Origin of the sequence: Caulobacter vibrioides, from assembly GCF_002310375.3 — a bacterium.
In the GTDB taxonomy this organism is placed as follows: Bacteria; Pseudomonadota; Alphaproteobacteria; order Caulobacterales; family Caulobacteraceae; genus Caulobacter; species Caulobacter vibrioides_D.
This window is the reverse complement of sequence record NZ_CP023315.3, coordinates 3,053,965-3,079,510: the sequence shown is the minus strand read 5'-3', so window position 1 is coordinate 3,079,510 and position 25,546 is coordinate 3,053,965. Positions and strand designations below refer to the sequence as shown.

General features: G+C 67.1%; 32 protein-coding genes and 2 pseudogenes. 15 read left to right on the top strand and 19 right to left on the bottom strand.

The features are described from left to right. Positions 1-92: 92 nt before the first annotated feature. Complete coding sequence (locus tag CA606_RS14580) at positions 93-701, bottom strand: hypothetical protein (RefSeq protein WP_096050464.1); 609 nt, start codon at positions 699-701, stop codon at positions 93-95. Positions 702-1,746: 1,045 nt separating this feature from the next. Here CA606_RS14580 and CA606_RS20660 point away from each other — a divergent pair. Then, positions 1,747-1,837 (top strand): annotated as a pseudogene (locus CA606_RS20660) (TPM domain-containing protein); the annotation flags it as partial. 1 nt (position 1,838) lies between these two features. On the opposite strand, the gene CA606_RS14575 reads toward CA606_RS20660, so the two are convergent. Together CA606_RS14575 and CA606_RS14570 are read right to left on the bottom strand one after the other, a co-directional pair. Then, a complete protein-coding gene (locus CA606_RS14575; RefSeq protein WP_096050466.1) occupies positions 1,839-2,378 on the bottom strand; it encodes a hypothetical protein in 540 nt (179 codons plus the stop codon). 82 nt (positions 2,379-2,460) lie between these two features. After that, positions 2,461-2,838, bottom strand: coding sequence for a bleomycin resistance protein (locus tag CA606_RS14570; protein ID WP_096050467.1), 378 nt, complete (start codon positions 2,836-2,838; stop codon positions 2,461-2,463). Positions 2,839-2,980: 142 nt separating this feature from the next. Between CA606_RS14570 and CA606_RS14565 the strand changes: the two genes are divergently transcribed. Then, positions 2,981-4,906: a hypothetical protein gene (locus CA606_RS14565; RefSeq protein ID WP_096050468.1), complete on the top strand. Its 1,926-nt coding sequence runs from the start codon at positions 2,981-2,983 to the stop codon at positions 4,904-4,906. A gap of 18 nt (positions 4,907-4,924) precedes the next feature. On the opposite strand, the gene CA606_RS14560 is transcribed toward CA606_RS14565, so the two are convergent. From CA606_RS14560 to CA606_RS14550, 3 genes are read right to left on the bottom strand one after another with little or no spacing between them, the layout of a single operon-like run. After that, entirely contained in the window at positions 4,925-5,368 is a 444-nt protein-coding gene (locus CA606_RS14560; RefSeq protein WP_096050469.1) for a GtrA family protein, read from the bottom strand. Beyond that, positions 5,365-6,354 carry a glycosyltransferase family 2 protein gene (locus CA606_RS14555; protein WP_096050470.1) on the bottom strand — a complete coding sequence of 330 codons (990 nt, stop codon included), beginning with the start codon at positions 6,352-6,354 and terminating at the stop codon, positions 5,365-5,367. The genes CA606_RS14560 and CA606_RS14555 overlap by 4 nt, the downstream gene beginning before the upstream one ends. Before the next feature lie 51 nt (positions 6,355-6,405). Next, a complete protein-coding gene (locus tag CA606_RS14550) occupies positions 6,406-6,864 on the bottom strand; it encodes an Lrp/AsnC family transcriptional regulator (protein ID WP_181242602.1) in 459 nt (152 codons plus the stop codon). Between the two features lie 103 nt (positions 6,865-6,967). On the opposite strand from CA606_RS14550, the gene CA606_RS14545 reads away from it, so the two are divergent. Beyond that, complete coding sequence (locus CA606_RS14545; RefSeq protein WP_096050472.1) at positions 6,968-7,759, top strand: tryptophan 2,3-dioxygenase; 792 nt, start codon at positions 6,968-6,970, stop codon at positions 7,757-7,759. Then, positions 7,735-8,928 (top strand): aminotransferase class V-fold PLP-dependent enzyme, encoded by a 1,194-nt coding sequence (locus CA606_RS14540; RefSeq protein ID WP_096050473.1) that lies wholly within the window; start codon positions 7,735-7,737, stop codon positions 8,926-8,928. The genes CA606_RS14545 and CA606_RS14540 overlap by 25 nt, the downstream gene beginning before the upstream one ends. Before the next feature lie 174 nt (positions 8,929-9,102). On the opposite strand, the gene CA606_RS14535 is transcribed toward CA606_RS14540, so the two are convergent. Next, the gene (locus tag CA606_RS14535) at positions 9,103-9,672 is read right to left on the bottom strand and encodes a sigma-70 family RNA polymerase sigma factor (RefSeq protein ID WP_096050474.1); all 570 of its coding nucleotides are present in this window, start codon (positions 9,670-9,672) and stop codon (positions 9,103-9,105) included. A gap of 101 nt (positions 9,673-9,773) precedes the next feature. Continuing rightward, positions 9,774-10,178 carry a winged helix-turn-helix transcriptional regulator gene (locus CA606_RS14530; protein ID WP_096050475.1) on the bottom strand — a complete coding sequence of 135 codons (405 nt, stop codon included), beginning with the start codon at positions 10,176-10,178 and terminating at the stop codon, positions 9,774-9,776. 110 nt (positions 10,179-10,288) lie between these two features. On the opposite strand from CA606_RS14530, the gene CA606_RS14525 reads away from it, so the two are divergent. Further along, entirely contained in the window at positions 10,289-11,041 is a 753-nt protein-coding gene (locus CA606_RS14525) for an SDR family oxidoreductase (RefSeq protein ID WP_096050476.1), read from the top strand. 254 nt (positions 11,042-11,295) lie between these two features. Continuing rightward, complete coding sequence (locus tag CA606_RS14520; RefSeq protein WP_096050477.1) at positions 11,296-11,655, top strand: CZB domain-containing protein; 360 nt, start codon at positions 11,296-11,298, stop codon at positions 11,653-11,655. 145 nt (positions 11,656-11,800) lie between these two features. Here CA606_RS14520 and uvrC read toward each other — a convergent pair whose 3' ends face one another. The 3 genes from uvrC to CA606_RS14505 are packed head-to-tail and all read right to left on the bottom strand — an operon-like array spanning position 11,801 to position 14,318. Next, the gene (uvrC, locus tag CA606_RS14515; RefSeq protein ID WP_096050478.1) at positions 11,801-13,723 is read right to left on the bottom strand and encodes an excinuclease ABC subunit UvrC; all 1,923 of its coding nucleotides are present in this window, start codon (positions 13,721-13,723) and stop codon (positions 11,801-11,803) included. 29 nt (positions 13,724-13,752) lie between these two features. Beyond that, complete coding sequence (locus CA606_RS14510; RefSeq protein WP_096050479.1) at positions 13,753-14,031, bottom strand: type II toxin-antitoxin system RelE/ParE family toxin; 279 nt, start codon at positions 14,029-14,031, stop codon at positions 13,753-13,755. Continuing rightward, entirely contained in the window at positions 14,028-14,318 is a 291-nt protein-coding gene (locus CA606_RS14505) for an antitoxin protein relB-3 (RefSeq protein ID WP_024265869.1), read from the bottom strand. Before CA606_RS14505 ends, CA606_RS14510 begins: the two co-directional genes overlap by 4 nt. Before the next feature lie 61 nt (positions 14,319-14,379). Between CA606_RS14505 and CA606_RS14500 the strand changes: the two genes are divergently transcribed. Next, positions 14,380-15,000, top strand: coding sequence for a TIGR02466 family protein (locus CA606_RS14500; RefSeq protein WP_096050481.1), 621 nt, complete (start codon positions 14,380-14,382; stop codon positions 14,998-15,000). Here CA606_RS14500 and CA606_RS14495 read toward each other — a convergent pair. Together CA606_RS14495 and CA606_RS14490 are read right to left on the bottom strand one after the other, a co-directional pair. Further along, positions 14,981-15,367 carry a thiol-disulfide oxidoreductase DCC family protein gene (locus CA606_RS14495; protein WP_096050482.1) on the bottom strand — a complete coding sequence of 129 codons (387 nt, stop codon included), beginning with the start codon at positions 15,365-15,367 and terminating at the stop codon, positions 14,981-14,983. The two genes, CA606_RS14500 and CA606_RS14495, sit on opposite strands and share 20 nt — an antisense overlap. Positions 15,368-15,409: 42 nt before the next feature. Next, positions 15,410-15,964: a TetR/AcrR family transcriptional regulator gene (locus CA606_RS14490; protein ID WP_096050483.1), complete on the bottom strand. Its 555-nt coding sequence runs from the start codon at positions 15,962-15,964 to the stop codon at positions 15,410-15,412. Between the two features lie 68 nt (positions 15,965-16,032). Here CA606_RS14490 and CA606_RS14485 point away from each other — a divergent pair, with 68 nt between their 5' ends. From CA606_RS14485 to CA606_RS20655, 3 genes and pseudogenes are all read left to right on the top strand, one after another. Beyond that, positions 16,033-16,449 (top strand): hypothetical protein, encoded by a 417-nt coding sequence (locus CA606_RS14485; protein ID WP_096050484.1) that lies wholly within the window; start codon positions 16,033-16,035, stop codon positions 16,447-16,449. Next, on the top strand, positions 16,446-16,781 hold the full coding sequence (locus tag CA606_RS14480; RefSeq protein ID WP_096050485.1) for a hypothetical protein: 336 nt from the start codon (positions 16,446-16,448) through the stop codon (positions 16,779-16,781). Before CA606_RS14485 ends, CA606_RS14480 begins: the two co-directional genes overlap by 4 nt. A 28-nt stretch (positions 16,782-16,809) precedes the next feature. Then, positions 16,810-16,915, top strand: a pseudogene (locus CA606_RS20655) (hypothetical protein); the annotation flags it as partial. Between the two features lie 76 nt (positions 16,916-16,991). On the opposite strand, the gene CA606_RS14475 reads toward CA606_RS20655, so the two are convergent. After that, on the bottom strand, positions 16,992-19,391 hold the full coding sequence (locus CA606_RS14475) for a hybrid sensor histidine kinase/response regulator (protein WP_181242601.1): 2,400 nt from the start codon (positions 19,389-19,391) through the stop codon (positions 16,992-16,994). A 59-nt stretch (positions 19,392-19,450) separates the two neighbouring features. Between CA606_RS14475 and CA606_RS14470 the strand changes: the two genes are divergently transcribed. Both CA606_RS14470 and CA606_RS14465 read left to right on the top strand, forming a co-directional pair. Then, positions 19,451-19,930: a Dps family protein gene (locus CA606_RS14470; RefSeq protein WP_181242905.1), complete on the top strand. Its 480-nt coding sequence runs from the start codon at positions 19,451-19,453 to the stop codon at positions 19,928-19,930. A gap of 9 nt (positions 19,931-19,939) precedes the next feature. Further along, positions 19,940-21,175: a cell wall hydrolase gene (locus CA606_RS14465; protein ID WP_096050488.1), complete on the top strand. Its 1,236-nt coding sequence runs from the start codon at positions 19,940-19,942 to the stop codon at positions 21,173-21,175. Positions 21,176-21,504: 329 nt separating this feature from the next. Here CA606_RS14465 and trxB read toward each other — a convergent pair whose 3' ends face one another. Then, on the bottom strand, positions 21,505-22,512 hold the full coding sequence (gene trxB, locus CA606_RS14460) for a thioredoxin-disulfide reductase (protein ID WP_096050489.1): 1,008 nt from the start codon (positions 22,510-22,512) through the stop codon (positions 21,505-21,507). 60 nt (positions 22,513-22,572) lie between these two features. Here trxB and CA606_RS14455 point away from each other — a divergent pair, with 60 nt between their 5' ends. Together CA606_RS14455 and CA606_RS14450 are read left to right on the top strand one after the other, a co-directional pair. Continuing rightward, positions 22,573-22,761 carry a hypothetical protein gene (locus tag CA606_RS14455; RefSeq protein WP_096050490.1) on the top strand — a complete coding sequence of 63 codons (189 nt, stop codon included), beginning with the start codon at positions 22,573-22,575 and terminating at the stop codon, positions 22,759-22,761. 24 nt (positions 22,762-22,785) lie between these two features. Further along, positions 22,786-23,046: a hypothetical protein gene (locus CA606_RS14450; RefSeq protein ID WP_096050491.1), complete on the top strand. Its 261-nt coding sequence runs from the start codon at positions 22,786-22,788 to the stop codon at positions 23,044-23,046. A 63-nt stretch (positions 23,047-23,109) separates the two neighbouring features. Here the strand turns inward: CA606_RS14450 and CA606_RS14445 are convergent, their stop codons facing one another. Continuing rightward, the gene (locus CA606_RS14445) at positions 23,110-23,337 is read right to left on the bottom strand and encodes a type II toxin-antitoxin system HicB family antitoxin (protein WP_096050492.1); all 228 of its coding nucleotides are present in this window, start codon (positions 23,335-23,337) and stop codon (positions 23,110-23,112) included. Next, on the bottom strand, positions 23,327-23,587 hold the full coding sequence (locus CA606_RS14440) for a hypothetical protein (RefSeq protein WP_096050493.1): 261 nt from the start codon (positions 23,585-23,587) through the stop codon (positions 23,327-23,329). Before CA606_RS14440 ends, CA606_RS14445 begins: the two co-directional genes overlap by 11 nt. 123 nt (positions 23,588-23,710) lie before the next feature. On the opposite strand from CA606_RS14440, the gene pseI reads away from it, so the two are divergent. Then, positions 23,711-24,781, top strand: coding sequence for a pseudaminic acid synthase (pseI, locus tag CA606_RS14435; RefSeq protein ID WP_096050494.1), 1,071 nt, complete (start codon positions 23,711-23,713; stop codon positions 24,779-24,781). Between the two features lie 109 nt (positions 24,782-24,890). On the opposite strand, the gene CA606_RS14430 is transcribed toward pseI, so the two are convergent. Next, positions 24,891-25,205: a HigA family addiction module antitoxin gene (locus tag CA606_RS14430; RefSeq protein WP_096050495.1), complete on the bottom strand. Its 315-nt coding sequence runs from the start codon at positions 25,203-25,205 to the stop codon at positions 24,891-24,893. Positions 25,206-25,237: 32 nt separating this feature from the next. Then, positions 25,238-25,525, bottom strand: coding sequence for a type II toxin-antitoxin system RelE/ParE family toxin (locus CA606_RS14425; protein WP_096050496.1), 288 nt, complete (start codon positions 25,523-25,525; stop codon positions 25,238-25,240). Positions 25,526-25,546: the final 21 nt, after the last annotated feature.

The window sequence follows — 25,546 nt, the reverse complement described above, 5'->3', positions numbered from 1 at the left end:
ATTGTCGGTTCTGATGCATTGCCGCCCTTGAGGCGCGAGCATTAGGCGGCTGGAACAGCAACGCGAGTTGAGGCGCGAACGTCCCTTCAGAATCACGACATCCGCGACAGACCTTCGAGATCAGCGCGTAGTGCATCGCACCAAGCGGTATCTTTGTGCCGAAAGCCCCACCCCGTGTCGAGCACGGCGGTAATGATGCGAGCGGTCAATTCGGCAAGGCCAGGTAGGCCTGATATCTCGATGGACCATCCCTGAGGGCTAAAGTGGACGAACTGATTGCGCAGGTCGTTATGGAACCGGAGGAGCCAGTTAAGTTCGCCGTCAGTCAGGGAAATCCCGGCACTGGTTTCGCCACCGCCCTGAGTGTCGGGTTGCCGTATCGTCTTCAACAGGGCTGGGAGATCCATAAGATAGGTCTTCGGTGCCTTGGCGTCTGGATCGGTCCGTGACCGCTCATACCATGCCAGCCATTCGCCCGCATTACGCTCGGTCACCGCTCCGACTGGCGGGCAGGTTGTGGTCAAATGGCAAACGCAGGCGCCCTGCAGTGCCGCGTGTAGAGCCAGGGCTGTCCACTTGAACGCTTGGGGATCGTCGACCGTCAGAGGCCAACAGCGCAGGACGTGGCGGACAGAGCCGGCGACGTCTTCAGCCTCGTCGGTCTCCACCCACCTACCGTGTTGATGATCTTGACCGTCCATGCGTTCCTAATCCCAAAGGCTTGAGTGTAGCGCGCGCCGGGCCACGCACAGGAAGTTCTCCATCTGGTTAGGGGCCAAGCGCATGCGCAAGGACGTGGGCAGTTGGGCTGGGTCGGCTGGGTCTAGCCGCCGATAGCGGCCGAGGCCGGCTTTGAGGCGCTCGGCGCCGACTCTAGGGCCAGCGTGCAAATAGACATACTGGGGCGGTATCTTCAGGTAGCACCCTAACCGATGGGCGACGTCGTAGACCAAGAGCGGAGAGCGCCGTGGCGCGAGGCCAAGTCCTAGTTCTACGGCAGTTAGAAGGGTATCGAAGTCGTGCGCGGCCTTTAACGCCAGAGAATGCGTCGTCAACCGCGCCCCCATGGCGGCGAGATCGGCGACGCTGTAGCTGCGTTGGTGTCCATCGCGCCTTCCATCGCCTTCCAGTTTGAACATCGCCCGCCGGATCGCTTGTTCGAAAGTAAGGGCCTGGTCGCCCCACCATGCTAGCTCGCGGGCCGGTCGGTCACCCCACACAAGCAGGTAAACGTCGACCATCTGCGCCAGGGTTTCACAGGCCTCGAAGTCTGCTGGACCGTAGGCAGTGCTGCTGCGTGCTACGCAAGCTGACATTTGCTGACCCCCGGGCCCGTCTGATGGAGGCAGGATCGTCGCCTAGGAGAACTCTTGTGCCAAGGCAAAGCCAGGGGGTTCCGAGGGTTTGTTTCTTTGAGCACTTTGGCCGCAGCCTTCTGGCGGACAGGGCGGTGGAAGGTATGCACTGTAAGTGCTGCGCCAAAGCCCGCTCACCGGCGGCTCAAGGGCGTGAAGCGGGGACCCTACACCGACACACAAACGGTTTGTCGGTTTAGGTAAGAGTGCGACCCCTCATCCGTCGCCTTCAGCGACACCTTCTCCCGCAAGGGGAGAAGGGGACGTGGCCTCAAGCTGTGTTGCGCGTCCTCATACGGCGCACGCACTCACCCTCCCCAAGGAGCGCCCCCTCCGTCACGCGGCTGCGCCGCGCGCCACCTCCCCCGCGTTGCGGGGCAGGAGGAAGCTCATCCTCCCCCGTGAAACGGGGGAGGGGGACCGCCCCCGGGTCGCGCGAAGCGCGCCCGAGGACAGGCTCCGCGGTGGTGGGGGCGCTTTCGCTCACTCCACCCGCACCCCGTTCTTCACCGCATAGCACCGCCGGCGGCCAAGTTCGGTGCCGCAGAAGCCCGGCTCCATCGTGCCCTGGTGCAGCATCACATAGGTGTCGCGCCGGCACTGGAACCATTCGTGCTGGAAGCTCAGGTGGTCGATGTCGCGGTGGAACACCGGCTGCTGGTCGACCGTGTAGAACCGCGCCATGGCCGTGAGCCCGCCAAAGCTGCCCCGGCCGTTGACCAGTCCGCAGATGCGGCCCGTGCGGGTGGACCACACCGCGCCCAGCTCCAGGGGGCTGGCCTGTTTGAGCCGGGCCTCGAGATTGGCGTGGACGATGCGCCAGTTGGTTTGCGCCAGCGGCGCATAGCGCGCGGCCTGCTGCGGCGAGGGCGGCGGCAGGTCGGCGTTGGCGCGCTCGAAGCGGGCCAGGTCGACGCCGGTCAGCACCATCGCGCCCAGCGCGCCGAGCACGGCGATGGTCGAGATCGCCAGGGCGATCGCCGAGGTCCGCCGGCGCCGGGCGCCAAAATCCAAGGTCGCCATGGTTGTCACTGTCCCTCTCCCGGCGAAGGCGAGAGTGGCGGTGTTATTGGATTTTACAAGTCTAAACTAATTACGAGCGTAATTATTTCTCGATCGCCTGGCCGAACACCAGCAGCCCGCCGTCGGGCGCGCGGATCATGAACTCGCGCTGGCCATAGGGCTGGTCCACCGGCCCGCAGACATCCTCCGGCGGCAGGGCGGCCAGGCGCGGGGCCAGTTCGGCCGCGACGGCGTCCACGTCCCGCACGTCGATATAGTAGGCGAAACCGCCGACGCCTCTGGGCTTGATGACGGCTTCCTCGGCCTCCAGCAGCCGAAAGCCGACCGTCTCGCGGTGGACATAGGCGTAGCCGGGCTCGCGGTAGGGGACGCCAAAGCCCAGGAGGTCGACGAAGAACGACAGGGCCTCGTCCAGATCCCGCACATGCAGGAACGGCGTCACCTGGATGAAGTTGCTCATGGCGCGGCCTCCGATCGAGAGCTTAGGGTCACGAGGATCCGCCACGCCAGCGCAAAGCGCCGGCTTTGCGGCGGCGGCTTTGCTGCTAGAAAGTCCAGCGTCGGGCGCGGGGGCGCGCGGATTCGATCGGGGTGGGACGCGGATGTTCGAGACCAAGAAGACCTGGCTATGGGTCGGAGGCCTGGCGCTGTGGTGCCTGCTGCTGGCGGCAGCCTTGTCCTCCAACCGCATCCTGTCGCTGTCGGTCGACAGTTCCTACCACCTGCAGGTCATGGAGGTGGTGCGCCATGCGTTCATCATCCCGCTGCAGGGCCATGAGTGGATGGCCGAAATGGCCTATTATCCCAAGCTCAGCCACCGCTTGGCGGGGCTGTTCGCCACCCTGGGCTGGCAGCATCTGAACGCGCTGTTGATGGCGGGCGTGCTGTCGGCGGCGGTGGTTTGGGTGTGCCTGTTCGAGCAGGCGCGGCGGGTGTCGCTGACCTTCCTGGCGCTGGGCCTGGTGCTCAGCCTGATCAACATCAAGATCACGCGCGGCGCGTTCGGCGGCGAGCTGATCGACAACTTCTTCTTCCCGCAGATCGTCGGCGAAGCCGTCAACCTGATCGCCCTGACCATCGCCGTCGTGCTGCTGGGGCGCTCCCGGCGGGACTTCGTGCTGTTCGCGGTGGCGGCCGTCGCCTTCTGCGGCTGCTTCCACCTAGTGCCGACCCTGCAACTGGCCGGCGCCCTGATGGCCATGCTGGGCGTGACCTGGCTGCGTGAGGTCCTGCGGACCCGCAAGTTCGAGCCAATCGGCCTGGCCGGTCTGATCGCCATTCCGGCCGCGATCGTGCTGAACCCGTTCTTCAGCAAGATGAAGTTCATCGCCGGCAACAACGGCAGCGTGAACCTGGGCGTCGACCTCTCGCTGGAGGCCTTGGCGGGCGTCTCGGCGCTGCTGGTGGGTCTGTCGGCCTGGGTCCTGCTTGTCCACCTGCTGCGTCCGGCCGATGATCCCGAGCATGAGGCGGCCGACACCTCGGCCCTGATGTTCGCGGCCCTGGGCGCGGCTTGCGGTGCGGCCATGCTGGCCCAGTACGCGGTGCTCAAGCTGACCGGCGACGGTTCGATCTATGCGGTGCTCAAGCACAGCTTCGGGGTGTTCTCGATGCTGGCCTTCGTCGTGCCGCTGTGGGGCCTGACGGTGCTGGGCGTGCGGGGCGTTTCGGCCGAAGAGATGCTGGCCGATCGCCGGCTGCAGGCGGGCGTGGCCCTGACCGTCGTCGCCCAGACGGTGGTGATGGTGGCGCTGTTCCAGCGCCCCAGCGTCATGGACGTGCCGCGGGTCAACGCGATCATGGAGGATATCCGCCAGGTCCGGGTCACGCGCGGCCTGCACGGCGACGCGGCGATGTTCTCGGCTGAGGTCCCGACGCCGATCGTGACCTATATGGGCACCATCGCCATGCTGCAGTCGGCGCACGGCGCCAATGTGATCAGCCTGATCGAGGACGGCCGCCCCGATCGCGCCGGCGACGTGCCCTATATCGTCACCCTGGCCGGCGACGCCTTCGACAAGCCCGGCTGCCGTTCGGGCGCGCCGATCGGCCTGGTGGTGGTGGTGGCCGGACCCTGCCTGGAGCCGCCGTCCCTGCGCTTCAAGCAAAGCGCGTCGGGCGTGCCGTACCTGCGCGAAGGCTGGTCCGCGCCCGAGCTCGGCGGCGTCTGGGCCGACGGCAAGCGCTCGACGGTCGAGATCCCGATCGCCGACTGGCAGCGCAGCCTGACATCGCCTGTGCTGGAGGTGGCGGCCTTCGCCTTCCTGCCCATGCCGGACTCCAAGCGCACCGTGATCGTCTCCGTGCCGGGCGGCGCCCAGGAGCGCTTCGTGTTCGATCGCCAGAAGGCGGTCAATCACGGCTTCGTCGTGCCGCTGTCGCCCGAGGCGCTGAAGGGCCCGACCCTGCGCGTCACGATCGAGAGCCCGGACGCGGCGACGCCCAAGTCGCTGGGCCTGGGCGAGGACACGCGCATGCTGGGCGCGGGCCTGGAGGCGATGCGGATCGTCGGCGCGGGTCAGCCCTGACGCCGACCGGGCGAGGGCTCAGGCGTTCTCGCCGGCGTTCGGGGCCTGGGCGAAGACCCAGAAGTGGCTGAGCAGGAACAGGGCGGCGGTGTAGCTCACCGCCGCGGACCCCTGCGCCGCCACGCTCCACAGCGCGCCGGTGGGCAGGACCAGCTTGGCCAGGGTCAGCACGCCCTGGTTCAGGGCGAAGGCGGCCGCTACGGCGATGACATAGCGCAGCGGCGCCGACCGCGTGGGCTTGCGGGCCTTGAAGACGAAGACCTTGCTCAGCACGAAGCTGACGCAGACCCCGACCGCATAGCCGATGGCGTTGGCCAGGTGCGGAGCCAGGCCCAGGCCCAGGTCCAGGATCAGGATGATCGAAAAGCCGACCAGGGTGTTGAAGACGCCGGCCAGCCCATAGCGCAGGGCCGAGACCAGAAAGTCCCGGCGGGCCGGGGTCAGCAGCGCGGTGAGGCTCACGCGTCGAACCCGTAGCGGTCCATCACCACATACAGCGGCCGGTTCTTCACTTCCTGATAGATGCGGGCGACGTATTCGCCCAGCGATCCGATGGCCAGCATCTGCAAGCCAAAGCTCATCAGGATCACCACCATCAGCGAGGGATAGCCCGGCACGTCGCGGCCAAAGAGCAGGGTGCGCACCACGATCATGCCCGCCACGCCGCAGGCCAGCACGCCCGCGATCAGGCCCACATAGCTCCAGATGCGGATCGGCACGCTGCTGAACGAGGTGATGCCGTCCAGGGCGAAGTTCCACAGTTTCCAGTAGCGGAACGAGCTGGTCCCCGCCGCGCGCTCGGGGCGGACATAGGGCACGGCCACCTGGTTGAAGCCGACCCAGGCGAACAGGCCCTTCATGAAGCGGTTGCGCTCGGGCAGCTGCTTGAGCACCTCGACCACGCGCCGGTCCATCAGCCGGTAGTCGCCGGCGTTGTAGGGCAGGTCGACGTCGGACAGCTTGTTGAACGCCCGGTAGAAACCCTGGGCCGTGGCCCGCTTGAGGAAGCCGTCGGACGTGCGGTCGACGCGGACGCCATAGGCCACGTCGGCGCCGCCCTCCCAGGCCTCGAGGAACTGGCCGATCAGCTCGGGCGGATCCTGCAGGTCGCAGTCGATCGGCACGATCATGTCGCCGGTCGCCGCGTCCAGCCCCGCCGACAGGGCGGTCTCCTTGCCGAAGTTGCGCGCCAGGTTGATGACCTTGATGCGCGGGTTGCGCTGATGGTGCTTCAGCAGCACCGCCAGGGTGTGGTCGCGACTGCCGTCATTGACGCAGACGATCTCGTAGTCGACGCCCAGCCGGGTCAGCTCGGCCTCGATCCGGTCGAAGAACAGGTCCAGCACCTCCTGCTCGTTGTAGCAGGGGGCCACGATCGACAGCGTCTTGCCGGCGCGGCTGCGAACGGCCGGGGCGGGCGAGGGGCGAGAAGCAACGGGCTCAACCATGATGCTGGTTTAGCCGCGTTACGCCTTGAGGGGGAAGGGGCGCCGCCAAGGTCACAGCCCCGCTGTCACCAGGCCGCCTTCCTTGATGGCCTTCATGCAGACGGTGGTGGTGTAGCGCTGCACGCCGGGCATCTGGCTCAGCTCCTTGCGCAGCAGGTGGTCGAGGTCCTCGACGTCGGCCGCCACGATCCGCAGCAGATAGTCGCCGGCCCCGGCCGTGGAGTGACAGTCGGTGATCGCCGGATGGCGCAGCACGGCGGCCTCGAAGGCCTCGTAGCGGGCGAACTCCACAGTGGCCAGGGCGTAGACGCTCAGCCCCTTGCCCAGCGCCTTGGCGTCGAGGCGGGCGTGATAGCCGGTGATGACGCCCTGCTTCTCCAGCGCCTGCACGCGCGACCAGCACGGCGACTTCGACAGGCCCACGCGCTCGGCCAGGGCGGCGAACGAGATGCGGGCGTCGGCCTCCAGGATGCGGAGGATGGAAAGATCCATACGGCTCAGAGTGGTCATCGTTCTGTTCTTTGATGATTTAGAAGCACATTGTTCTAGCGCGCTCGACCGCCGGCGCGCAAACGAGGACAATGTGCGCAAAGACGCCGTTTAAGGTCTCCGCATGGCGCAAGACATGACCTACGCGCGATATCTCGCGCTCGACGAACTGCTCTCGGCCCAGAAGCCGCTGAGCGACCGGCACGACGAACTGTTGTTCATCGTCATCCACCAGACCAAGGAGCTGTGGCTCAAGGAGATCCTCCACGAGGTCGCTCTGGCCATGACGCTGATCGCCGGCGGCGACGTCGAGCCGGCCTACAAGGCCCTGGCGCGGGTCTCGCGGATCCAGACGGTGATGACCCTGTCGTGGGACATCCTGGCCACCATGACGCCGGCCGACTACCTGAGCTTCCGCGATGATCTGGGCACGAGCTCCGGCTTCCAGTCGCACCAGTTCCGGGCGCTGGAATATCTCTTGGGCCTGAAGGACCAGAGCTTCCTGAAGTTCCACACCGAGCGGCCGCAGGCCCTGGCCATGCTGAAGAGCGCCCTGGAGTCGCCCAGCCTCTACGACGTGGCCATCGCCCAGTTGCCGCGCCATGGCCTGACCGTGCCCGACGCCGCCTTGCACCGTGACTTCAGCCAGACCTATGTTCCCTCACCCGAGGTCGAGGCCGCGTGGCTGGAGGTCTATCGCGACCCCAAGCGCTATTGGGAGCTCTATCAATTGGCCGAGAAGCTCGTTGATCTGGACGACGCCCTGGTCACCTGGCGCCACAAGCACGTGCTGACCGTCGAGCGGATCATCGGCGGGCGTCCGGGCACCGGCGGCACCGACGGGGTCGGCTATCTGGCCAGCACGCTTCGCCGCCGCGCCTTCCCCGAGCTGTGGTCGCTGAGGACCAAGCTCTGATGGCCGCGCGCAAGGATCTGTTCTCGCGCGCTCTGGCCGCGGCGCCGGGTCGGCTGCACATGGCCGCCCACAGCCACCACCTTTGGCCCGACGCCACCCTGGCCGCTCAGATTGAGGCCTGGGAGGACGCCGCCGTCCTGGCCGACCACAAGTGGGACAAGGCCCTGGGCCAGGTCTATCCGGCCGCCCAAGCCCTGGTGGCGCGCGAGCTGAACCTGCCGTCCAGCGACACGGTCGTCTTTGCGCCCAACACCCACCTGCTCCTGGCCACCCTGGTCTCGGCGCTCGAGCGGCCAAGGCCCTTGCGGGTGCTGTCGACCAACGGCGAGTTCCACTCGTTCCGCCGCCAGGCCCAGCGCTGGGTCGAGTCCGGCGAGATCAGCCTGACCCTGATCGACGCCGAAGGCCCCGACTTCGCCGAGCGCTTCATCGACGCCGCGCGGACGGGCGACCATGACCTGATCTTTGTCAGCCACGTGTTCTTCAAGACCGGCCTTGTCTTCGACCGCGTCTGGGAGCTGGCCGACCTCGCCCGCCCCGACGGCCCCTGGGTGGTGGTCGACGGCTATCACGGCTTTCGCGCCATCCCCACCGACCTGTCGGCGGTGGCCGATCGGCTATTCTACGTCTCGGGCGGCTACAAGTATGCGATGGCGGGGGAGGGCTGCGCCTTCCTGCACGCCCCGCCCGGCTTTGGGCCACGCCCGGTGCTGACCGGCTGGTACGCCGAGTTCGGCGACCTGGAAGGCCCGCCCGGCGGGGTCGGCTATGTCACCGACGCCGGCCGGTTCATGGGCGCCACCTTCGACCCCTCGGGCCTCTATCGCTTCGTGGCGGCGGGCGCGATGATGGAGGCCGAGGGCCTGACCACGGCGTCCCTCGCGGCCCATGCGCGCGGACTTCAGCTGAGCCTGCTGGACAAGATCGCCGCCGGCCAGGCCGGCCCGCTGCGCGAGGCGGTGGTGCTGAACCCGCCGGGGAACGGCCCGCAGGCCCGCTTTGTCGCCTTGCGCCATCCGCAGGCCAACGCCTGGAAGCACGCCTTGGCGGCCAAGGGCGTGGTGGTCGACGTGCGCGACGACGTGCTGCGGGTGGGGCTGTCGGCGTACCACGACGAGGGGGATATCGCGGCGTTCTGCGGGGTGTGTGAAAAAATCCCTCTCTCTTAGAGAGAGGGAGGGGCCCATGCGCAGCATGGGAGGGTGAGTGGTTACACCCTTCCAGAATAGAGCATGGTCGAAACGTGAGACGAGTCAGTAGTTTATCCGGAAACGGCGAAACCTCTCACCCTCCCGCCGCTCTGCGGCGGGCCCCTCCCTCTCTCAAAGAGAGAGGGATTTTCCTCACGCCGCCAACCGCTCCAGATCGCGCAGCATCGAGGCCATGGCCTCACCCGCCGGCTTGCCGTCGCGGGTGTAGTGGCCGGTCTCGAAGGTCTGGACCAGCTCGGCGCGGGCGCGGCTGACGCGGCTCTTCACCGTGCCGACGGCCACGCCGATCATCTCGGCGGCCTCTTCGTACGAGAACCCGCCGGCCCCGATCAGGATCAGCGCCTCGCGCTGGTTCTCGGGCAGCATCATCATCGCCTGGCGCAGGTCGTCCAGGGCGATGGCGCTGTCGAAATTGGTGTTGGCCACCAGGGTGCGCTCGGCCATCTCCTGGTCCAGCGCCACCGAGCGCCAGCTGCGGCGCTTGTCGGAATAGAACTGGTTGCGCAGGATCATGAAGGTCCAGGCCTTCATGTTGGTGCCCATGGTGAAGCTCTTGCGATTGGCCCAGGCCTTGGCCACGGCCTCCTGCGCCAGATCATCGGCCATCGCCGCGTTGCCGCACAGCGACCGCGCAAAGGCCCGCAGATGCGGGATCAAGGCCACCAGGTCGCGCTCGAAGCTCTTCTGAGTCTGCTGGTCCATGGGGTGGCCTCCTCGACAGTTGCTTGACCTTAACAACGGCCCGCAGCGGCGAAGGTTCCATAGGGGGCGGTGGTCGGTGAGATGAGGGCGGCCGCCGCCGCTCAGGCCTTCCGCGCATCGAAGGCCGCTCGTGCGGCCTCGATACGTTCGATGTTCTTCTCCGCCCAGACCCAAACACCGCAGAAGGCCTCGGCCAGAGTCAGGCCCAGATCCGTGAGCCGGTACTCGACCTTGGGCGGGATGACCGGATGCACCGTTCGAACGACAAGCCCATCCCGCTCCATCTGACGCAAGGTCTGGGTCAGCATCTTCTGGCTGATGTTGCCGACCCGTTCGCCGAGACGGGTGAAGCGAGTCTCGCCGTGCTCGGCCAAGACCTCCAGGACCAGCATTGTCCATTTGTCTGCGACCCTGCCGATCACCTCGTTCACCAGCGCCTCGACGCGCGGGTCGGCGTACTCACCGGTCTCGGGATACGAAATTCTGGCAGGCGGCAGGATCGTCATTGAAATTCTTTCTAGACGGTAAGTATGGCTGGTTTTGGTGTCTACTTTCCAATGGAGAGTTAGCGTCATACCTGATCTCCACGGCCTAGGCATCGCTTTTGGAGACGACAATGAACATCACCGGGAACACCATATTGATCACTGGCGGCGGCAGCGGCATCGGCCGCGCCCTGGCCGAGGCGCTGCATGCGCGTGGCAATCAGATCATCATCGCGGGGCGGCGTGAGAGCGTTTTGAAGGAAACCGCAGCCGCCAATCCCGGCATGGCCTGGGCGACCCTGGACATGGAGAACGCCGCCGCCGTCGCCGGCTTCGGCGAAAGGATCGTCGAAAGCCATCCTGACCTGAACGCCGTGATCCTCAACGCAGGGATCATGAAGGTCGAGGACCTTACAGTCGCTCCCTTCGACCTCTCGACGGTGGACGCGACGATTACGACCAACCTCCTAGGCCCTATTCGATTGACGTCTGCTCTGCTGCCGCACTTGCTGGCTCAGCCGCAGGCGACGGTGATCACCGTGACCTCGGGCCTTGCTTTCATCCCGCTCGCCGCGACTCCGACCTACAACGCCACCAAGGCGGCCATGCACTCATGGACCCAGTCGTTACGTCATCAGCTTAGCGACACGGCCGTGGAGGTTCTGGAGCTGGCGCCGCCGGCCGTGGCCACCGATCTGATGCCTGGCCATGCTGAGAACCCCAACTCCATGCCCCTGGCGGACTATACGACCGAGGTCCTCGGCCTGATCGAAAGGGGCGACACGCCACGCGGCGAGATTTTGGTCGAGCGGGTCAAGCCGCTGCGCTTCGCCGAGATCGGGGACTACGAGGCCGTGTTCCAAAGGTTGAACGGGGCCCACTGAAGGCGTTCAAGCGTTGCAAAGCCGCCGGATCAAGGCGGCTTCCGGCCGCCCTCGACCAAGACGGGATGCGCGATGCTGGATCGCTCTGTCCCTGCTTCGGCGCTGTTTGGCGAGGGGGAGGCAGAGGTGGCCTGCACCATCTCCCCAATCCGGGGAAAACCGCCTCAAGCTGTGGATAGGTGGCGGGTTTGGCAACCGTTCGGAAACCAAGTTATCTCAAAAAATCTCCCATGTTTGAGCCGGTAGGTTTGGCCATGGATTTCCTGGAACACGCACACCAACACACCCTGATCCGCGAGACGCTCGGCGCGGCGATTTCCGAGCAACAGCCCCTCAAGCCCGCTGACTACAAGTCCGACCGGCTGTGTCCGACCGGCTGCTGGCTGCATGGCGAAGGCGCGCGGCGCTGGGCCGGGAACCATGCGTTCCTGAACCTCCTGGAAGCGCACCGCGAGTTTCACCTGCGGGCCGGCGAGGTGGCCGAGCTGGCCCAGCGCGGCGCCACCGTCGAGGCTCAGCGCGCGCTGCGCAACGGCACGCCGTTCGCCTACGCCCTGGCCGACCTGAACGCCGCGTTCCGGCGGATGAAGGCGGCGGCGACGGTGGCGGCTTAAAATATCATGTCATCCCGGACGGCCCGTAGGGGCGATCCGGGACCCAGGGGGTGACGAAACGCCGTGCGCGCCGCCCCTGGGTCCCGGATAACGCCTGCGGCGTTTCCGGGATGACACGGAGATGGGGAGGTGGCCGTAAGCCCGACTACCCCTTCCGGAAAAACCCGAAGATCCGCTCGGCCAGGGCCTGGCTGACGCCGTCGACCTTGACGAGGTCCTCGACGCTGGCTCGGCCCACGCCCTTGGCCGAGCCGAAGGCGTGCAGCAGGGCCTTCTTGCGGCCCGGACCCACGCCTTCGATCTCGTCGAGGGGGTTCTTCTTCAGGTCCATGCTGCGGCGGGTGCGGTGGGCGCCGATCGCAAAGCGGTGGGCCTCGTCGCGCAGCCGCTGCAGGTAATACAGAACCGGCGACTTGGGCTCGAGCATGAACGGGGTCTGGCCGGGGATGAAGAACCGCTCCAGCCCGGCGTCGCGGTCGGGGCCCTTGGCGACGCCCACGACGGCGATGTCGTCGACGCCCAGATCGGCCATGATCTCGAGCGCCGCGTCCAACTGGCCCTGGCCGCCGTCGACCAGCACGAGGTCGGGACGGTTGGCGTCGTCGCCTTCTTCCTCTTCTTTCACGAGGCGCGCGAAGCGGCGGCGCAGCACCTCCTTCATCATGCCGTAGTCGTCGCCGGGCGTCAGCTCGGTGCTCTTGATGTTGAACTTGCGGTACTGGCCCTTCATGAAGCCTTCGGGGCCGGCCACGATCATGCCGCCGACGGCGTTGGTGCCCTGGATGTGGCTGTTGTCATAGACCTCGATCCGTTCCGGCGGCCCGTCCAGCTTGAAGGCCTCGGCCACCCCGGCTAGGAGCTTGGTCTGGGCCGAGCCTTCGGCCATCTTGCGGCCCAGCGCCTCCTTGGCGTTGGTCAGGGCGTGCTGAACGAGATCGGCCTTCTCGCCGCGCTTGGGCACGGCGATCTCGACCTTGCGGCCGCTCTTCAGGGCGAAGGCTTCGGACAGCAGCTCGCTCTCGGCCGGCTGGACATTGGCCAGGATCAGGCGGGGGATCGGCTTGTCGTCATAGAACTGGCCCAGGAACGCGGTGATGATCCGCTGCTCCTCGGTGACGCCTTCCTCTTCGCTCTCATCCGCCGCGCCGGTGATGCGGGGGAAGTAGGCGCGGTTGCCCCAGTTCTGGCCGGCCCGGAAGAAGAACACCTGCACGCAGGCCTGGCCGCCCTCGACGTGCAGGGCGACGACGTCGGCCTCCTCGACGGTCTCGGGATTGATCTGGGTCTCCTGGGCCACGGCCGAGAGGGCGCGGATGCGGTCGCGCAGGCGGGCGGCGCGCTCGAACTCCAGGTCCTCGGCGGCCTCTTCCATCGCTTTCGCCATGGTCGCCATGACCGCGCGGGACTTGCCTCGCAGGAAGGCCTCGGCCTGGTCGACGAGGGCCTGATAGTCGTCCTTGCCGATCAGGCCGGTGCAGGGGGCTGCGCAGCGCTTGATCTGGTACAGCATGCAGGGCCGGTCGCGGCTGTCATAGACGCTGTCGCTGCAGGAGCGCAGCAGGAACGCCTTCTGCAAGGTGTTCAGCGTGCGGTTCACCGCCCAGGCGCTGGCGAAGGGGCCGAAATAGTCGCCCTTGATCGTGTGGGCGCCGCGGTGTTTCCGCAGTTGCGGGGCGTCGTGATCGCGGCGGATGACGATTTCGGGGAAGCTCTTGTCGTCGCGCAGCAGCACGTTGAAGCGCGGCTTCAGCGACTTGATCAGATTGATCTCGAGCAGCAGGGCGTCGGCTTCGGTGCGGGTGGTGACGAACTCCATCGACCGCGTGGCGTCGACCATGTGGGCGATGCGGTTGGTGTGAAACCGGCCTTGGGCGTACTGGACGACGCGCTTCTTCAGGCTCTTGGCCTTGCCGACGTACAGAACCTCGTCGCCCTCGCCGATCATGCGATAGACGCCCGGCGCGTCGGGCAGGCGCGTGACCTCGTCCTTGATCAAGGCGGCGCCCCAAAGGGGAGCCGCTTGGCGGGGGGAGTCGTCGGTGTCGGAGGCGGAGGGGGTGTCGGTCACGGGGGCAGATATAGGCGAGTCCGGAGCGTTCAGCGACGTTCAAGGCTGTGTCGGATGCGCAGGATCACGACCGCGTCGGGATACACGCGATACTGCAGAACATAACCGTGGGCGCCGAAGGAGACGTAAAGTTCTCGCATGGACTGGGATTTGCGACGGCCGAGGTCGGAATGCTGGGCGAGTTGGTCGGCTCTGCTCAGGATAAGGTCGATGGCCCGGTCGGCCGCCGAGGGCGCTCGGTTCAACAGCCAGCGCCGCAACTTGGTCAAGTCACGTCTGGCGCGTGGGCCGAGCTCGACGGATTTCATCCCCTGGCCTTGATCCTCGGCTCGGGCGGCGGCAGCTCGTTTTCGGTGTCCCAAGAGGCGACCCAACGCTTGACGTCTTCAAGCGGGATACCGCCATCGCGGCGGACCTCGTCGGAATGGGCGCGCAGTTCACGCCAATAGGCGTCGTCGTCGGTATAGCCCCAATCCTCGTCGGACATCACGTGGAGGGCGTCGATCGCGTAAGCATCGACATCCTTGCCCTCGGCCTCTGCGGAGGCTCTCAAGCGTGACGCAAGCTCGGCGGGAATTGTGATCGTCAGAGCCATGTTCTGACTATGTTCCATCCGTCGTTTGTCGTCAACGCGGTCAGGCGCTATGACGCGCTCCATGACCCCACGCAGCCTTTTCGTCACCCCGCTCTATGAAGCCTCTCTCGCCGGCGAGAAGGGCTTTGACGCCTTCATCGACGACCTGCACGACGCCTGCGTCGCCATCGCCGAGGAGGATGAGGCCGGTCAGGCCTGGGCCTACAACAAGGGCTATCTGGGCTACACCTCCTACGCCTCGCTGAACGACCTGCCGATGCGCGACAGCCTGTTCGCGGACCTCAAGAAGAAGCTCGACAAGCACGCGGCCGCCTTCGCCAAGGACCTGTGCTTCGACCTGGGCGCGGGCAAGCTGGTGATGGACAGCTTCTGGATCAACATCCTGGAGCCGGGTGGCCAGCACACCGGCCACATCCACCCCCACAGCGTCATCTCCGGCACGGTCTATGTGACCATCCCGCCGGGCGCCTCGGCCATCAAGTTCGAGGATCCGCGCCTGCCGATGATGATGGCCGCCCCGACCCGCGAGGCCGACGCGCCCGAGGGTCTGCAGCCGTTCGTCTATGTGCAGCCGACGCCCGGCGCGATCCTGATGTGGGAAAGCTGGCTGCGCCACGAGGTGACGCCCAACCAGGCCGACGAGCAGCGGATCAGCGTCAGCTTCAACTACGCCTGGCGGTAGATTTCGCGACCAGCCGCTGCAGGCGCGGGCGCACCCGCAGGAAGCGCACATAAAGCGCTTCCAGGATCTTCAGGGCCCAGGGCGCGCGGGCGATCACGCCGAAGGGGCGCAGGACCGGGATGGCGCGCCACATGGCCGCGAAGGCCGCCGCGCCGGACAGGAGCTGGCCGTCCTCGCGGGCGTGGAAGCGGGCCAGGAGCTCGGCGCGATCGATGGGGCAGCTGGTCTCGCCGTCCGTGACGTCCAGGAACTGGATCGCGCCCTGGCGATCCAGGCGCTTCATCAGGGCGATCTCGCGCAGGCACAAGGGGCAGGCGCCGTCGAACCAGACGGTCAGGCGCGGGTCTTGGTCGGTCGCGGTGGCCATGGGACGGATATGGGCCCGCGCGCGTCTGAGCGAAAGCGGTCTCTACCCCAGACCAGCGGCCTCGAGCGCCGCGACGGCGCTCTGGACGCGATCCTCGCCGCCGCAGACTTCCAGCAAAGCCAAGCCGTCCAGCAGGGCCAGGATGGTCGCGGCCGCGCCGGGCGGATCGGAAACCAGGGCCGGGTCCAGCCGCGCCTCGATCCAGGCCAGGAACCCTTCGCCGATCTGGCGGGCGACGACGTCGAACGGCGGCTCTTGGCGCGCCGCCGCGGCGATGGCCTCGATCCACAGGCGCATGAACGGCCGGAACACCGGATCGACCACTAGGCGCGCGGCCTTGGCGGTCAGGGCGGCCTGCGACAGGCGCTGGTCGGCGGGCAGGGCGGTCTCGAGCTGAGCGGCCATGCCGCCGGCTAGGCTCTGCATCGCCAGGGCCAACACCTCGGTCTTGTCGGCGAAGTAGTAGAGCAGCATCCGGTCGCTGACCCCGGCCGCCGCCGCCAGCTGGCGCAGACTGGCCTGCGACAGGCCGGTGGCCAGCAGGTGATCGGCCAGGGCCGCGATCACGCGCGCGCGCTGTTCGTCCCGAACGTTCATGCCGCCTTTCCAGTTGTAGCGACCGCTACAATACGCTAGTCCTGTAGCAACCGCTACAGGAGGGTCCCATGCCCCAGTCCGTGTACGCCATCCTGCCCGCCAGCGCAGCCCTTGGCCTGCTGTTCGCCTTTGGAGTCATGGCCGCCCGGCCAAACCTGGGTCCGCGCGCCTGGCTCGTCCCGGCGGTCCTTTCGATCCTGTTCTTCGGCCTGACCGTCGATGTCGTCGCCAAGGCCGGGCCGCTCGGCTTCTGGAACGAGCACCTGCGCGGGCCGTGGGGCGCGCAGATCTGGTGCGACCTCTTGCTGGCCGCCGGAACCGCCACCGCGCTGCTGCTGCCGCGCGCCCGGGCGGTGGGCATGCGGCCGGTTCCCTGGATGCTGGCCGTGCTGGCCAGCGGCTCGATCGGCCTGCTGGCCATGGCCGCCCGCTGCCTGTTCCTCGAGGCCCGCCTCACCACGCTGTCGAAGGAGACCGTCCGATGATCCCGTTTCGCCTGTTTCTGCTGGCCTGCCTGACGGTGATCGTCGGCTACACCAGCGTCACCATCGCCCACCACGGCTGGAACCTCGTCCCGATCTTCTTTGGCGACATCGCGGCCATGGGCTGGCCGGGGCAGTTCAACCTCGACTTCTTCTGCTTTCTGTTGCTGTCGGGCCTATGGGTGTCGTGGCGCGGCCGGTTCCGCCCTGTGGCCCTCGGCCTAGGCGTGCTGGCGGTGTTCGGCGGGATGCTGTTCCTGTCGATCTATCTGCTGATCGCTCTGTCGCGGAGCAAGGGCGACATCCGCCAGGTGCTGCTGGGCGAGCGCGCCTGACATCTAAATCGCGAGGGTCCGTAAGCCATTGGCTGAGACCCTTTCCTCTTGTCATCCCGGCCGGAAGACCGCGTAGCGGGCTGCAGCGCCGGGACCCAGGGGGAACCGCAATGCGCCGGCCCCTGGGTCCCGGATAGCCTCTGCGAGGCTTCCGGGATGACGAGAGGTTTAGCCGTTGCGATATCGGGGTTTTCGCTCCCCCAACGCGTCTCAGTGCGGCCGCGCCTGGGCCAGGGCTTGGGCCAGGGTCTCCAGCGAGAACGGCTTGCTGATGAACGGCCAGTCGCCCGCCCGCGCCCGGCCCTGGTCGCCGCCGGTATAGCCCGAGCACAGCACCACCGGCAGGCCGGGGCGGGTGGCGGCCAGTTGCTCGGCCAGGTCCACGCCGCTCTTGCCGCCCGGCATGATCACGTCGCTGAGCACCAGCTGGATGCCGTCGTCCTGCTCCAGGCGTAAGAGGGCTTCGTCGACCCCGCCGGCGCGCACCACCGCGTGACCCAGGTCGCTCAGCATGGCGTCGACCAGTTCGGCGACCTGGGGATCGTCCTCGACCAACAGCACCCGCGAGGGCGTCTGGGTGCGGATGTGATCGACGCGGGGCAGGCTTTCGCTGACCGCGTCCCCCTCGCTGACCGGCAACAGCAGGGCCACCGTCGCGCCTTGTCCCGGCTTGCTTTCGATCAGCACGGACCCGCCGCTCTGGCGGGCGAAGCCATAGACCTGCGACAGGCCAAGCCCGGTGCCTTCGCCCGGCGGCTTGGTGGTGAAGAAGGGCTCGACCGCCCGGGCGATGGTCGCCGCGTCCATGCCCGCCCCGGTGTCGCGGACGGCGACGCGCAGGTACTGGCCCGGCTCCAGGTCGCCGTCCTTGCGATCCAGGGTCACCTGGCGGGACTCGATGCTCACCTCGCCGCCGGGCGGCGTGGCGTCACGGGCGTTGACCACGAGGTTGAGCAGGGCCGCCTCGAACTGACCCGCGTCGATCCGGGCGCTGCGCACGCCCGCGCCGAGGCGCAGGTGGAAGCTGAAGGCGTCGCCCAGGGCGCGCCGGAGCAGACCTTCGCTCTCGGCGATCAGGCCATCGATGCGGCACACCTCCGGCTTCAGCGGCTGGCGGCGGGCGAAGGCCAGCAGATGCTGGGTCAGCTTCTCGCCGCGCTTGGCCGCCGCCAGGGCCGCGCCGACCATCCGCTCGCGCCGTCGGGCGTCGTCGGGGTGACGCTCGACCACGTCCAGCGCGCCGATGATCACCGTCAGCAGGTTGTTGAAGTCGTGGGCGACGCCGCCGGTCAGCTGGCCGATGGCCTCCAGCTTCTGGGATTGCAGCAGGGCGGCCTGGGCGGCGTCGCGCTCGGCGACGGCGGCGGCGACCCGATCCTCCAGAAGCTCGTTCATGCCGGTCAGATTGGCCTCGGCCTGCTTGGCCTCGGTCGTGTCGAAGGCCATGCCGATAAAGCCGGCGAACGCGCCGGAGGGATCATAGCGGGGCTGCGAGAACGACTTGAGCCAGCGCCACTCGCCATCTGCGCGGCGGTAGCGCGCCTCGAGGCTGAAGGGCTGGCGCGACGCCTCGCCGGCGACCTGCTCCTTGAGGATGCGCGGCAGGTCCTCGGGGAAGATGCGGGTCCGCCAGTCCAGGGTCAGGGCGCTGTCATAGTCCAGGCCCGCGAAGGCGACATAGGCGTTGTTGACGAACTGGCGGATCCCGTCGGACCGGGTCACCCACATCAGGGCGGGGGCGCTGTCGGCCAGGGCCCGGAACCGCGCCTCGCTCTCGCGCACCTCGGCCTCGGCCCGTCGGCGGTTGGTCACGTCGAAGTTCAGGCCGATCATCCGCACCGGGCGGCCGGTGTCGTCGCAGAGCACCTCGCCGCGCCCATGCACCCAGCGCTCGCCCTTGCTGGTGTCGGCCAGGCGGTACTCGACCTCGTAGTCCGTCAGATTGTTCAACCCGCCAAAGACGATGGCCTCCGTCATCGCCCGGTCGTCGGGGTGAACAAAGCGGGGCAGGTCGGCCAGGATGATGTCGGCGTGTTCCGGGATGCCCAGGTTCCGTCGCGCCGCCGGCGACAGGTTGAGCTGGCCGGTCGTCAGGTCGTAGTCCCAGGGCCCAACCCCTGCGGCCGTCTGGGTGACCCGCAGCCGCGTCTCGGCGTCGGCGCGTTGCGCGCGCGCCCGGGCCAGGCCCTGCATGGCGCCGCGCAGCCCCTCGGCCGCCGCCGCCACCATCCCGCCGCAGATCAGATAGATGACGATGCTCGACAGCTCGTCGCTGTTCAGCGGCTGGCCGTCGCGTCCGCCCCACAGCCACCAGCCGAACACTGCGCCGGCGATCGTGGGGACCATCCCCCAGCGCCAGCCGGCGTACAGCGTCACCAGCATGATCGCCGGGAAGAAGGGCTGGGTCGCGCCGACGCCGCTGCTCAGACCCAGCAGACCGACGCGCATCAGGACGGCCATGGCCACGCCGATGATCGACGCGATCGCACAAAGCCATGCTGGCGGCGGAACCGGAGGGATGAGCCAAGCGCTAACCAGCGCGTGGATACGTCCTTGGTCGTCGGGGGCGCGGATCGGGTTGTCTTTCTTCTCCATCCCCGCTCCAGGCAAAGATGTCTTGCCAAGAGGATGGACACGCTTACCTAAGACGCGCAACACGGGAGATCATGATGGCCGCCGCTTTGAACACCGGGCTGACCGCGAAACAGCGCACCGATATCGCCGCTTCGCTCAACAAGGTGCTTGCCGACAGCTACGCGCTGTATCTGAAGACGCATGGCTATCACTGGAATGTTCGCGGGCCGAACTTCCAGTCCCTGCATGTGCTGCTTGAGGGGCAGTACCAGGAAGAATGGGCCGCGCTGGACGCGATCGCCGAGCGTATCCGCGCCCTGGGCGAGCTGGCCCCGCAGGGCTACGCCGCCTTCGGCAACCTCTCCAGCCTCAAGGACGGTGATCCCGAGCAGGACTGGGAAGGCATGATCGGCGAACTGAAGGCCGACAACGAGACGGTGATCCGCACCCTGCGCGACGCCATGCCGATCGCCGACGACGCCGGCGACGAAGCCACCGCCGACCTTCTGACCCAGCGGCTGCAGGCCCACGAAAAGCACGCCTGGATGCTGCGCTCCACCCTCGGCGTAAAGTAGCCATCCCGCGTGCGGGTGGGGGCTGCGAAACACAGTGAAACCTGGAAGGCCGTCGCCGCCCTTGGGGTGGTCGGCGGCCTTTCCGCGTGCGCGACCTACTACGTGCCGGCCGGAACGGGTCGGGACGCCGGGCTGATGCGCGTCACCGCCAGCTTCAGCGAGCGGGGCCTCAAGCGCTATGTCGCCAATATGGACCCGGCGATGCTGGCCCTGGCGCGTCGCCACGACCCGCGCCCGCACACCGACTATTGGGGCCGCGTGCCGGGCTGGGAGGTGATCCGCCTCTCGAACATCCCGCGCCTGGGCGATCGTGATCCCGACTTCGAGGCCGCGCGGCTGATCAATTCACTGCGTCCGGCCATCGACGAGCCGCTTGAGGTCGCCAAGCCGTTCGTGCTGACGGGCACGCCCGAGGCGCGCGCCCAGGCCCTGCAGTGCCTGACCCAGGCGGTCTATTACGAGGCGGGGTTCGAGCCCGGCGAGGGCCAGATGGCCGTGGCCCAGACGGTGATCAATCGTATGCGTCACCCCGGCTATCCCAAGTCGATCTGCGGGGTGATCTACGAGGGCGCGGCGCGGACAACGGGCTGCCAGTTCAGCTTCGCCTGCGACGGCTCGCTGGCGCGCGAGCCGGTGCCGGCGATCTGGGCCAACGCCCAGGCGGTGGCCAAGCGCGCCCTGAGCGGCTTCGTGTTCAAGCCGGTGGGCGTGGCCACCCACTATCACGCCGACTATGTGTCGCCCTACTGGGCGCCGACCCTGGTCAAGCTCAAGCAGTTTGGCCAGCACGTCTTCTATCGCTGGACCGGGCCGTCCGGGACCTTGCAGGCGTTCCGGGGCCGCTACTCGGGCAATGAGACGGTCAGCGCCGACATCCTGATGGCCGCCGACCCGCGCACCCTGGAGGCCGCTCCGCCGGAGGTGCTGGCCGCCCAGACCACGCCGGCCGACGCGGCGCCGGTCGCGACGGGGGCTGCAGCCCAGATGCTGGGGGTGTCGAATCTGATCCTGCCCGACGCCAAGCTGGTGGCCGTGCCGGACGCCAATTCGCCGACCGGCGAGCGGGTGACAGTGCAGGGCACGGTGGCCGGCCGCCGGATTCCGACTCCCGAAGAGGTCGCGCGGATCAACAAGGCGCTGGAATCCGTCTCAGGCCCGCAGCCGCCCACAGCCGAGGCCCCGCCACCGCCGCCGCCGCCAAAGCCCAAGCCTCGGCCGCCGAGCCTGCTCAATCCGTTGAATTAGGGGACGCGCCCCCTCCGTCACGCGGCCTTGCCGCGCGACACCTCCCCCGTTGCAAGGGGGAGGAGGTTCATCCTCCCTCGCGTAGCGGGGGAGGTGGATCGGCGCGGATACGCGACGAGACGGAGGGGGCGCTAAACCCTCACCAGACGCCGATCTTGTTGGCCTTGGCGTGGCTGATCGGGCTTTGGGCGCATTGCGTCCTTCGAGGCGCGCTGAAGAGCGCGCACCTCAGGATGAGGTGTTCAGCAAAAGCTTTCCTCATCCTGAGGTGTGAGCCGAAGGCGAGCCTCGAAGGACGCACAAGCTGCCTTGCGCCGACCGCTAAACCCTCACCAGACGCCGATCTTATTGGCCTCGGCGTGGCTGATCGGGTGGTGGGCGGCCTTGTGGTCTTCTTCGGCCAGGAAGCGCACGGCTTCCAGGGCGGCCATGCAGCCCATGCCGGCGGCGGTGACGGCCTGGCGGTAGACGTCGTCGGTGACGTCGCCGGCGGCGTAGACGCCCTCGACCGCAGTCGCGGCCGTGCCCGGCTTGACCTTCAGATAGCCGCCGGACCCGATGTCCAGCTGGCCGGCGAACAGTTCCGACGACGGCGCGTGGCCGATGGCGATGAACACCCCGTCAGCGGCGACCTCCTGGGTCTCGCCGGTCTTGACGTTCTTCAGGCGCGCGCCGGTGACGCCCATGGGGTCGGTCTGGCCCAGGACCTCGTCGATGACGCTGTCCCAGATCACCTCGATCTTGGGGTGAGCCAGGAGGCGCTCCTGCAGGATCTTCTCGGCGCGCAGCTCGTCCTTGCGGTGCACCAGGGTGACCTTGCTGGCGAAGTTGGTCAGGAACAGAGCCTCTTCCACGGCGGTGTTGCCGCCGCCGACCACGATGACGTCCTTGTTGCGATAGAAGAAGCCGTCGCAGGTGGCGCAGGCGCTGACGCCAAAGCCCTGGAACTTGCTTTCGCTTTCCAGGCCCAGCCATTTGGCCTGGGCGCCGGTGGCGATGATGATGGTCTCGGCGATCCAGTCCTGACCGCTGTCGGTCTTCACCGTGAAGGGGCGCTTGGACAGGTCGACGCTGGTGACGATGTCGCTGACGAACTCGGTGCCGACATGCTCGGCCTGGGCGCGCATCTGGTCCATCAGCCAGGGGCCCTGGATGACGTCGGCGAAGCCGGGATAGTTCTCGACGTCCGTCGTGATGGTCAGCTGGCCGCCGGGCTGGATGCCGGCGATCAGCACGGGTTTCAGCAGCGCGCGCGCGGCGTAGATGGCGGCGGTGTAGCCGGCGGGACCCGATCCGATGATCAGGCAGCGGGTCTGGCGAGGGGAGGGCGTAGACATGGGCGGAGATATAGTGTGGATTCTCCGCAGTGGCGACATAAGCCACGGGAGGAAAACCTGATGAAGCTCGGCGTTCTACTGGGCGTGGGTATCGTCGCCCTGTTCGCGGGTCTGGCCAATGTCTGGTTCGGCGACGTGCTGGTGGGCCTTGGTCTGGTGACCATGTTCGTGATAACCGCCGGCTATTCGGCCTGGCAGGGCAAGAAGGAATACGACGCGCGACCGCGCGGCGAGCCGATCATCGAGTAGGATCGGCCGATTGAGGGGGACGTTATGAAGGCAGGCTTGCCGATCGGCATGGGCGCAGGGATCGCGATTGGCGTCGCCCTGGGCCTGGCGCTGGATAATCTGGCGCTGGGGATTGGTCTCGGCGTCGCCATCGGCGGCGGCCTGGGCGTGACGGCCCACGCGGCGTCGGTGGCGTCTGACAAGAAGGCAAAGAACAACGGCGACGGCGGCGTGGTCGCCGACGGCGGCTCCAGCAACTCTGGCGGCGACTGCAGCGCAGATGGCGGCGGCGGCGGCTGCGATTGACGGCTCGTCCACGACGTCCGAATTCAACGGAAGCGACGCTCTCAGCGTGACGGTACGGGGCTCTTAAGTCCCGTACCGATAGTGCCTATCGGGCTCTGGAATCTTGCGGCCCTCAGACACGGCGTGATCGATCCATTGGGCGATCGCGTCCTCAATGTTCGTGAGAACCTCAGCCTCGGTCGCGCCGTCCGACATGCATCCGGGAAGATCGGGAACCGTCGCAAGGTAGCCGCCGCCGTCTTCGACAGACAGCGTCTTGAGAACGATTCTGTAGTTGCGCCTACGGATCATTCGCTGGCCTCACTATTCTCTCAATATAGGCGACGAGCTGCTTGATGTATATCGGCTTGATCGGGCGGCGGGCTGGAATGGTAAGAATTTCAAAGAGTTTAGGGTGAGAAACCCGATAGTGCGAGCCACCGCCCGTGGGCGGGCTGCAGCTTAGGCCGTATTGTGTGCAGACGACCTCGACGTCGGAAATGCGCCAATCGCCTGCGGGATTGCGCATCATCGCCTGCAAAAGCTTGTCGCCCTTCGACAATGCACCCCCGCGCCTTGCGCTGAAATCGTATCGACCTTCTTGATCTCCCCTAGATTGTATTTCGGTTGACGTCTCGTCTACGATTTCGAGGTTAATGTTCTGGGGATAAAAGCGAGCGCCCCCATGTCCGCACCCTTCGTTGAAATCCCGCCTTCTATCGAGATAAATGGCCGCAAGATCGGCGCCGATAATTCGCCCTATGTGATCTGCGAGCTGTCGGGGAACCACAACGGCAGCCTCGAGCGCTGTCTGGCCATGGTCGACGCCGCCGCCGACACCGGCTGCGACGCGATCAAGATCCAGACCTACACCGCCGACACCATCACGCTGGATGTCGACCGGCCCGAGTTCAAGATCCACGGCGGCCTGTGGGACGGCCGGACGCTCTATGAGCTCTACGAAGAGGCCCACACCCCGTTCGAGTGGCACGCGGCTATCTTCGAGCGCGCCCGCCAGCGCGGTGTGACCATCTTCTCCAGCCCCTTTGACGAGACCGCCGTCGACCTCCTGGACAGCCTGGGCGCGCCGGCCTTCAAGATCGCCTCGTTCGAGGCCGTCGACCTGCCGCTGATCAAGTACGCCGCCGCCAAGGGCAAGCCGCTGATCATTTCGACCGGCATGGCCAACCTGACCGAGATGCAGACGGCGCTCGATACGGCCCTGACCGCCGGCGCGCCGGGCGTGCTGCTGCTGCACTGCGTGTCGAGCTATCCGGCCACGTTCGCCGACGCCAATGTGCGGACCGTGCCGGACATGGCCGCGCGTTTCGGCTGCCCGATCGGCCTGTCGGACCACACGCCGGGCACGGCCGCCTCGGTGGCGGCGGTGAGCCTGGGCGCCTGCGCGGTCGAGAAGCACTTCACCCTGGCCCGCGCCGACGGCGGCCCCGATGCGGCCTTCAGCCTGGAGCCCGCCGAGTTCAAGGCCCTTGTGGACGACACCAAGAACGCCTGGGCGGCGCTGGGCCGCGCGCACTATGACGTGCTGGGCTCGGAGGCCACGAGCCTGCTCTTCCGCCGCTCGCTGTACGTCACCGCCGACGTCAAGGCCGGCGAGCCCCTGACGCGAGCCAATGTCCGCTCGGTCCGCCCCGGCAACGGCCTGCCGCCGGCCGATCTCGACAAGGTGCTGGCCGGCAAGGCCACCCGGGATCTCGCCCGCGGCGAGCCGCTAGACTGGTCGATGGTGGGTTAGAGCGTGACGCCGAAAGTGGGAACCGGTTTCGGCGTAAGTTACGCTCTAAGTGTTTGATTTTAGAGCCTCGTTATCGCGTCAAAACGAGTCCGTTTTGACGCGCGAGGCTCTAAGCCGCGAACGGCTCGATGCTGGCGATGTCCGGCGCGACGCCTCGCTTGGCCATTTCCAGGTCGTAGCGGTTCTGCAGATTGAGCCAGAACTGCGCGCTGGCGCCGAACAGGCGCTCCAGGCGCAGCGCGGTGTCGATGGTCACCGGCGTTTGACCCCGAACGAGCTTCTCGATCCGGGGGCGAGCGATGTGAAGCCGGGCCGCGACGCGGCCGGGCGTGAGGCCATAGGGCTTCAAGAACTCTTCCAGCAGGATCTCGCCCGGATGGACCGGGGCAAGGGGATCGTTGCCCTCAGCGATGTCCATGCGCATCGGTCGCCTCCTGTTCTGAGCGCCGGCGGCGCTCAGTGATAATCCACGAACTCGACCTCCGCCGGTCCTGCTTCGGTCCAGACAAAGACCAGCCGGAACTGATCGTTGACACGGATCGAATGCTGACCCTTACGGTGTCCGGACAAGGCTTCGAGCCGATTGCCCGGTGGCGTACGGAGGTCGTTCAGGACGACGGCGGCTTCCAGCATCTCCAACTTGCGCTTGGCGACCCTGATGAGGTCGGACGGAAAACCTTTTCCGGGCGTCACCCCGTCGAGGATGGCCTTCGCGCGCAGGTCCTTGAAGCTCTGGATCGCCATCGCCGTCTCCAAAGCGATTTG

Excerpts from the sequence above, each read along its gene's own strand:
- trxB (WP_096050489.1), bottom strand. The coding sequence starts at position 22,512 with ATGTCTACGCCCTCCCCTCGCCAGACCCGCTGCCTGATCATCGGATCG.
- CA606_RS14495 (WP_096050482.1), bottom strand. The coding sequence starts at position 15,367 with ATGGCCACCGCGACCGACCAAGACCCGCGCCTGACCGTCTGGTTCGAC.
- CA606_RS14425 (WP_096050496.1), bottom strand. The coding sequence starts at position 25,525 with ATGGCGATCCAGAGCTTCAAGGACCTGCGCGCGAAGGCCATCCTCGAC.
- CA606_RS14580 (WP_096050464.1), bottom strand. The coding sequence starts at position 701 with ATGGACGGTCAAGATCATCAACACGGTAGGTGGGTGGAGACCGACGAG.
- CA606_RS14430 (WP_096050495.1), bottom strand. The coding sequence starts at position 25,205 with ATGCGCATGGACATCGCTGAGGGCAACGATCCCCTTGCCCCGGTCCAT.
- CA606_RS14520 (WP_096050477.1), top strand. The coding sequence starts at position 11,296 with ATGGATTTCCTGGAACACGCACACCAACACACCCTGATCCGCGAGACG.
- CA606_RS14570 (WP_096050467.1), bottom strand. The coding sequence starts at position 2,838 with ATGAGCAACTTCATCCAGGTGACGCCGTTCCTGCATGTGCGGGATCTG.
- CA606_RS14500 (WP_096050481.1), top strand. The coding sequence starts at position 14,380 with ATGACCCCACGCAGCCTTTTCGTCACCCCGCTCTATGAAGCCTCTCTC.
- CA606_RS14550 (WP_181242602.1), bottom strand. The coding sequence starts at position 6,864 with ATGACCACTCTGAGCCGTATGGATCTTTCCATCCTCCGCATCCTGGAG.
- CA606_RS14485 (WP_096050484.1), top strand. The coding sequence starts at position 16,033 with ATGCCCCAGTCCGTGTACGCCATCCTGCCCGCCAGCGCAGCCCTTGGC.
- CA606_RS14575 (WP_096050466.1), bottom strand. The coding sequence starts at position 2,378 with ATGGCGACCTTGGATTTTGGCGCCCGGCGCCGGCGGACCTCGGCGATC.
- pseI (WP_096050494.1), top strand. The coding sequence starts at position 23,711 with ATGTCCGCACCCTTCGTTGAAATCCCGCCTTCTATCGAGATAAATGGC.
- CA606_RS14445 (WP_096050492.1), bottom strand. The coding sequence starts at position 23,337 with ATGATCCGTAGGCGCAACTACAGAATCGTTCTCAAGACGCTGTCTGTC.
- CA606_RS14530 (WP_096050475.1), bottom strand. The coding sequence starts at position 10,178 with ATGACGATCCTGCCGCCTGCCAGAATTTCGTATCCCGAGACCGGTGAG.
- CA606_RS14455 (WP_096050490.1), top strand. The coding sequence starts at position 22,573 with ATGAAGCTCGGCGTTCTACTGGGCGTGGGTATCGTCGCCCTGTTCGCG.
- CA606_RS14505 (WP_024265869.1), bottom strand. The coding sequence starts at position 14,318 with ATGGCTCTGACGATCACAATTCCCGCCGAGCTTGCGTCACGCTTGAGA.
- CA606_RS14565 (WP_096050468.1), top strand. The coding sequence starts at position 2,981 with ATGTTCGAGACCAAGAAGACCTGGCTATGGGTCGGAGGCCTGGCGCTG.
- CA606_RS14525 (WP_096050476.1), top strand. The coding sequence starts at position 10,289 with ATGAACATCACCGGGAACACCATATTGATCACTGGCGGCGGCAGCGGC.
- CA606_RS14555 (WP_096050470.1), bottom strand. The coding sequence starts at position 6,354 with ATGGTTGAGCCCGTTGCTTCTCGCCCCTCGCCCGCCCCGGCCGTTCGC.
- CA606_RS14450 (WP_096050491.1), top strand. The coding sequence starts at position 22,786 with ATGAAGGCAGGCTTGCCGATCGGCATGGGCGCAGGGATCGCGATTGGC.
- CA606_RS14545 (WP_096050472.1), top strand. The coding sequence starts at position 6,968 with ATGGCGCAAGACATGACCTACGCGCGATATCTCGCGCTCGACGAACTG.
- CA606_RS14470 (WP_181242905.1), top strand. The coding sequence starts at position 19,451 with ATGGCCGCCGCTTTGAACACCGGGCTGACCGCGAAACAGCGCACCGAT.
- CA606_RS14490 (WP_096050483.1), bottom strand. The coding sequence starts at position 15,964 with ATGAACGTTCGGGACGAACAGCGCGCGCGCGTGATCGCGGCCCTGGCC.
- CA606_RS14535 (WP_096050474.1), bottom strand. The coding sequence starts at position 9,672 with ATGGACCAGCAGACTCAGAAGAGCTTCGAGCGCGACCTGGTGGCCTTG.
- CA606_RS14510 (WP_096050479.1), bottom strand. The coding sequence starts at position 14,031 with ATGAAATCCGTCGAGCTCGGCCCACGCGCCAGACGTGACTTGACCAAG.
- CA606_RS14480 (WP_096050485.1), top strand. The coding sequence starts at position 16,446 with ATGATCCCGTTTCGCCTGTTTCTGCTGGCCTGCCTGACGGTGATCGTC.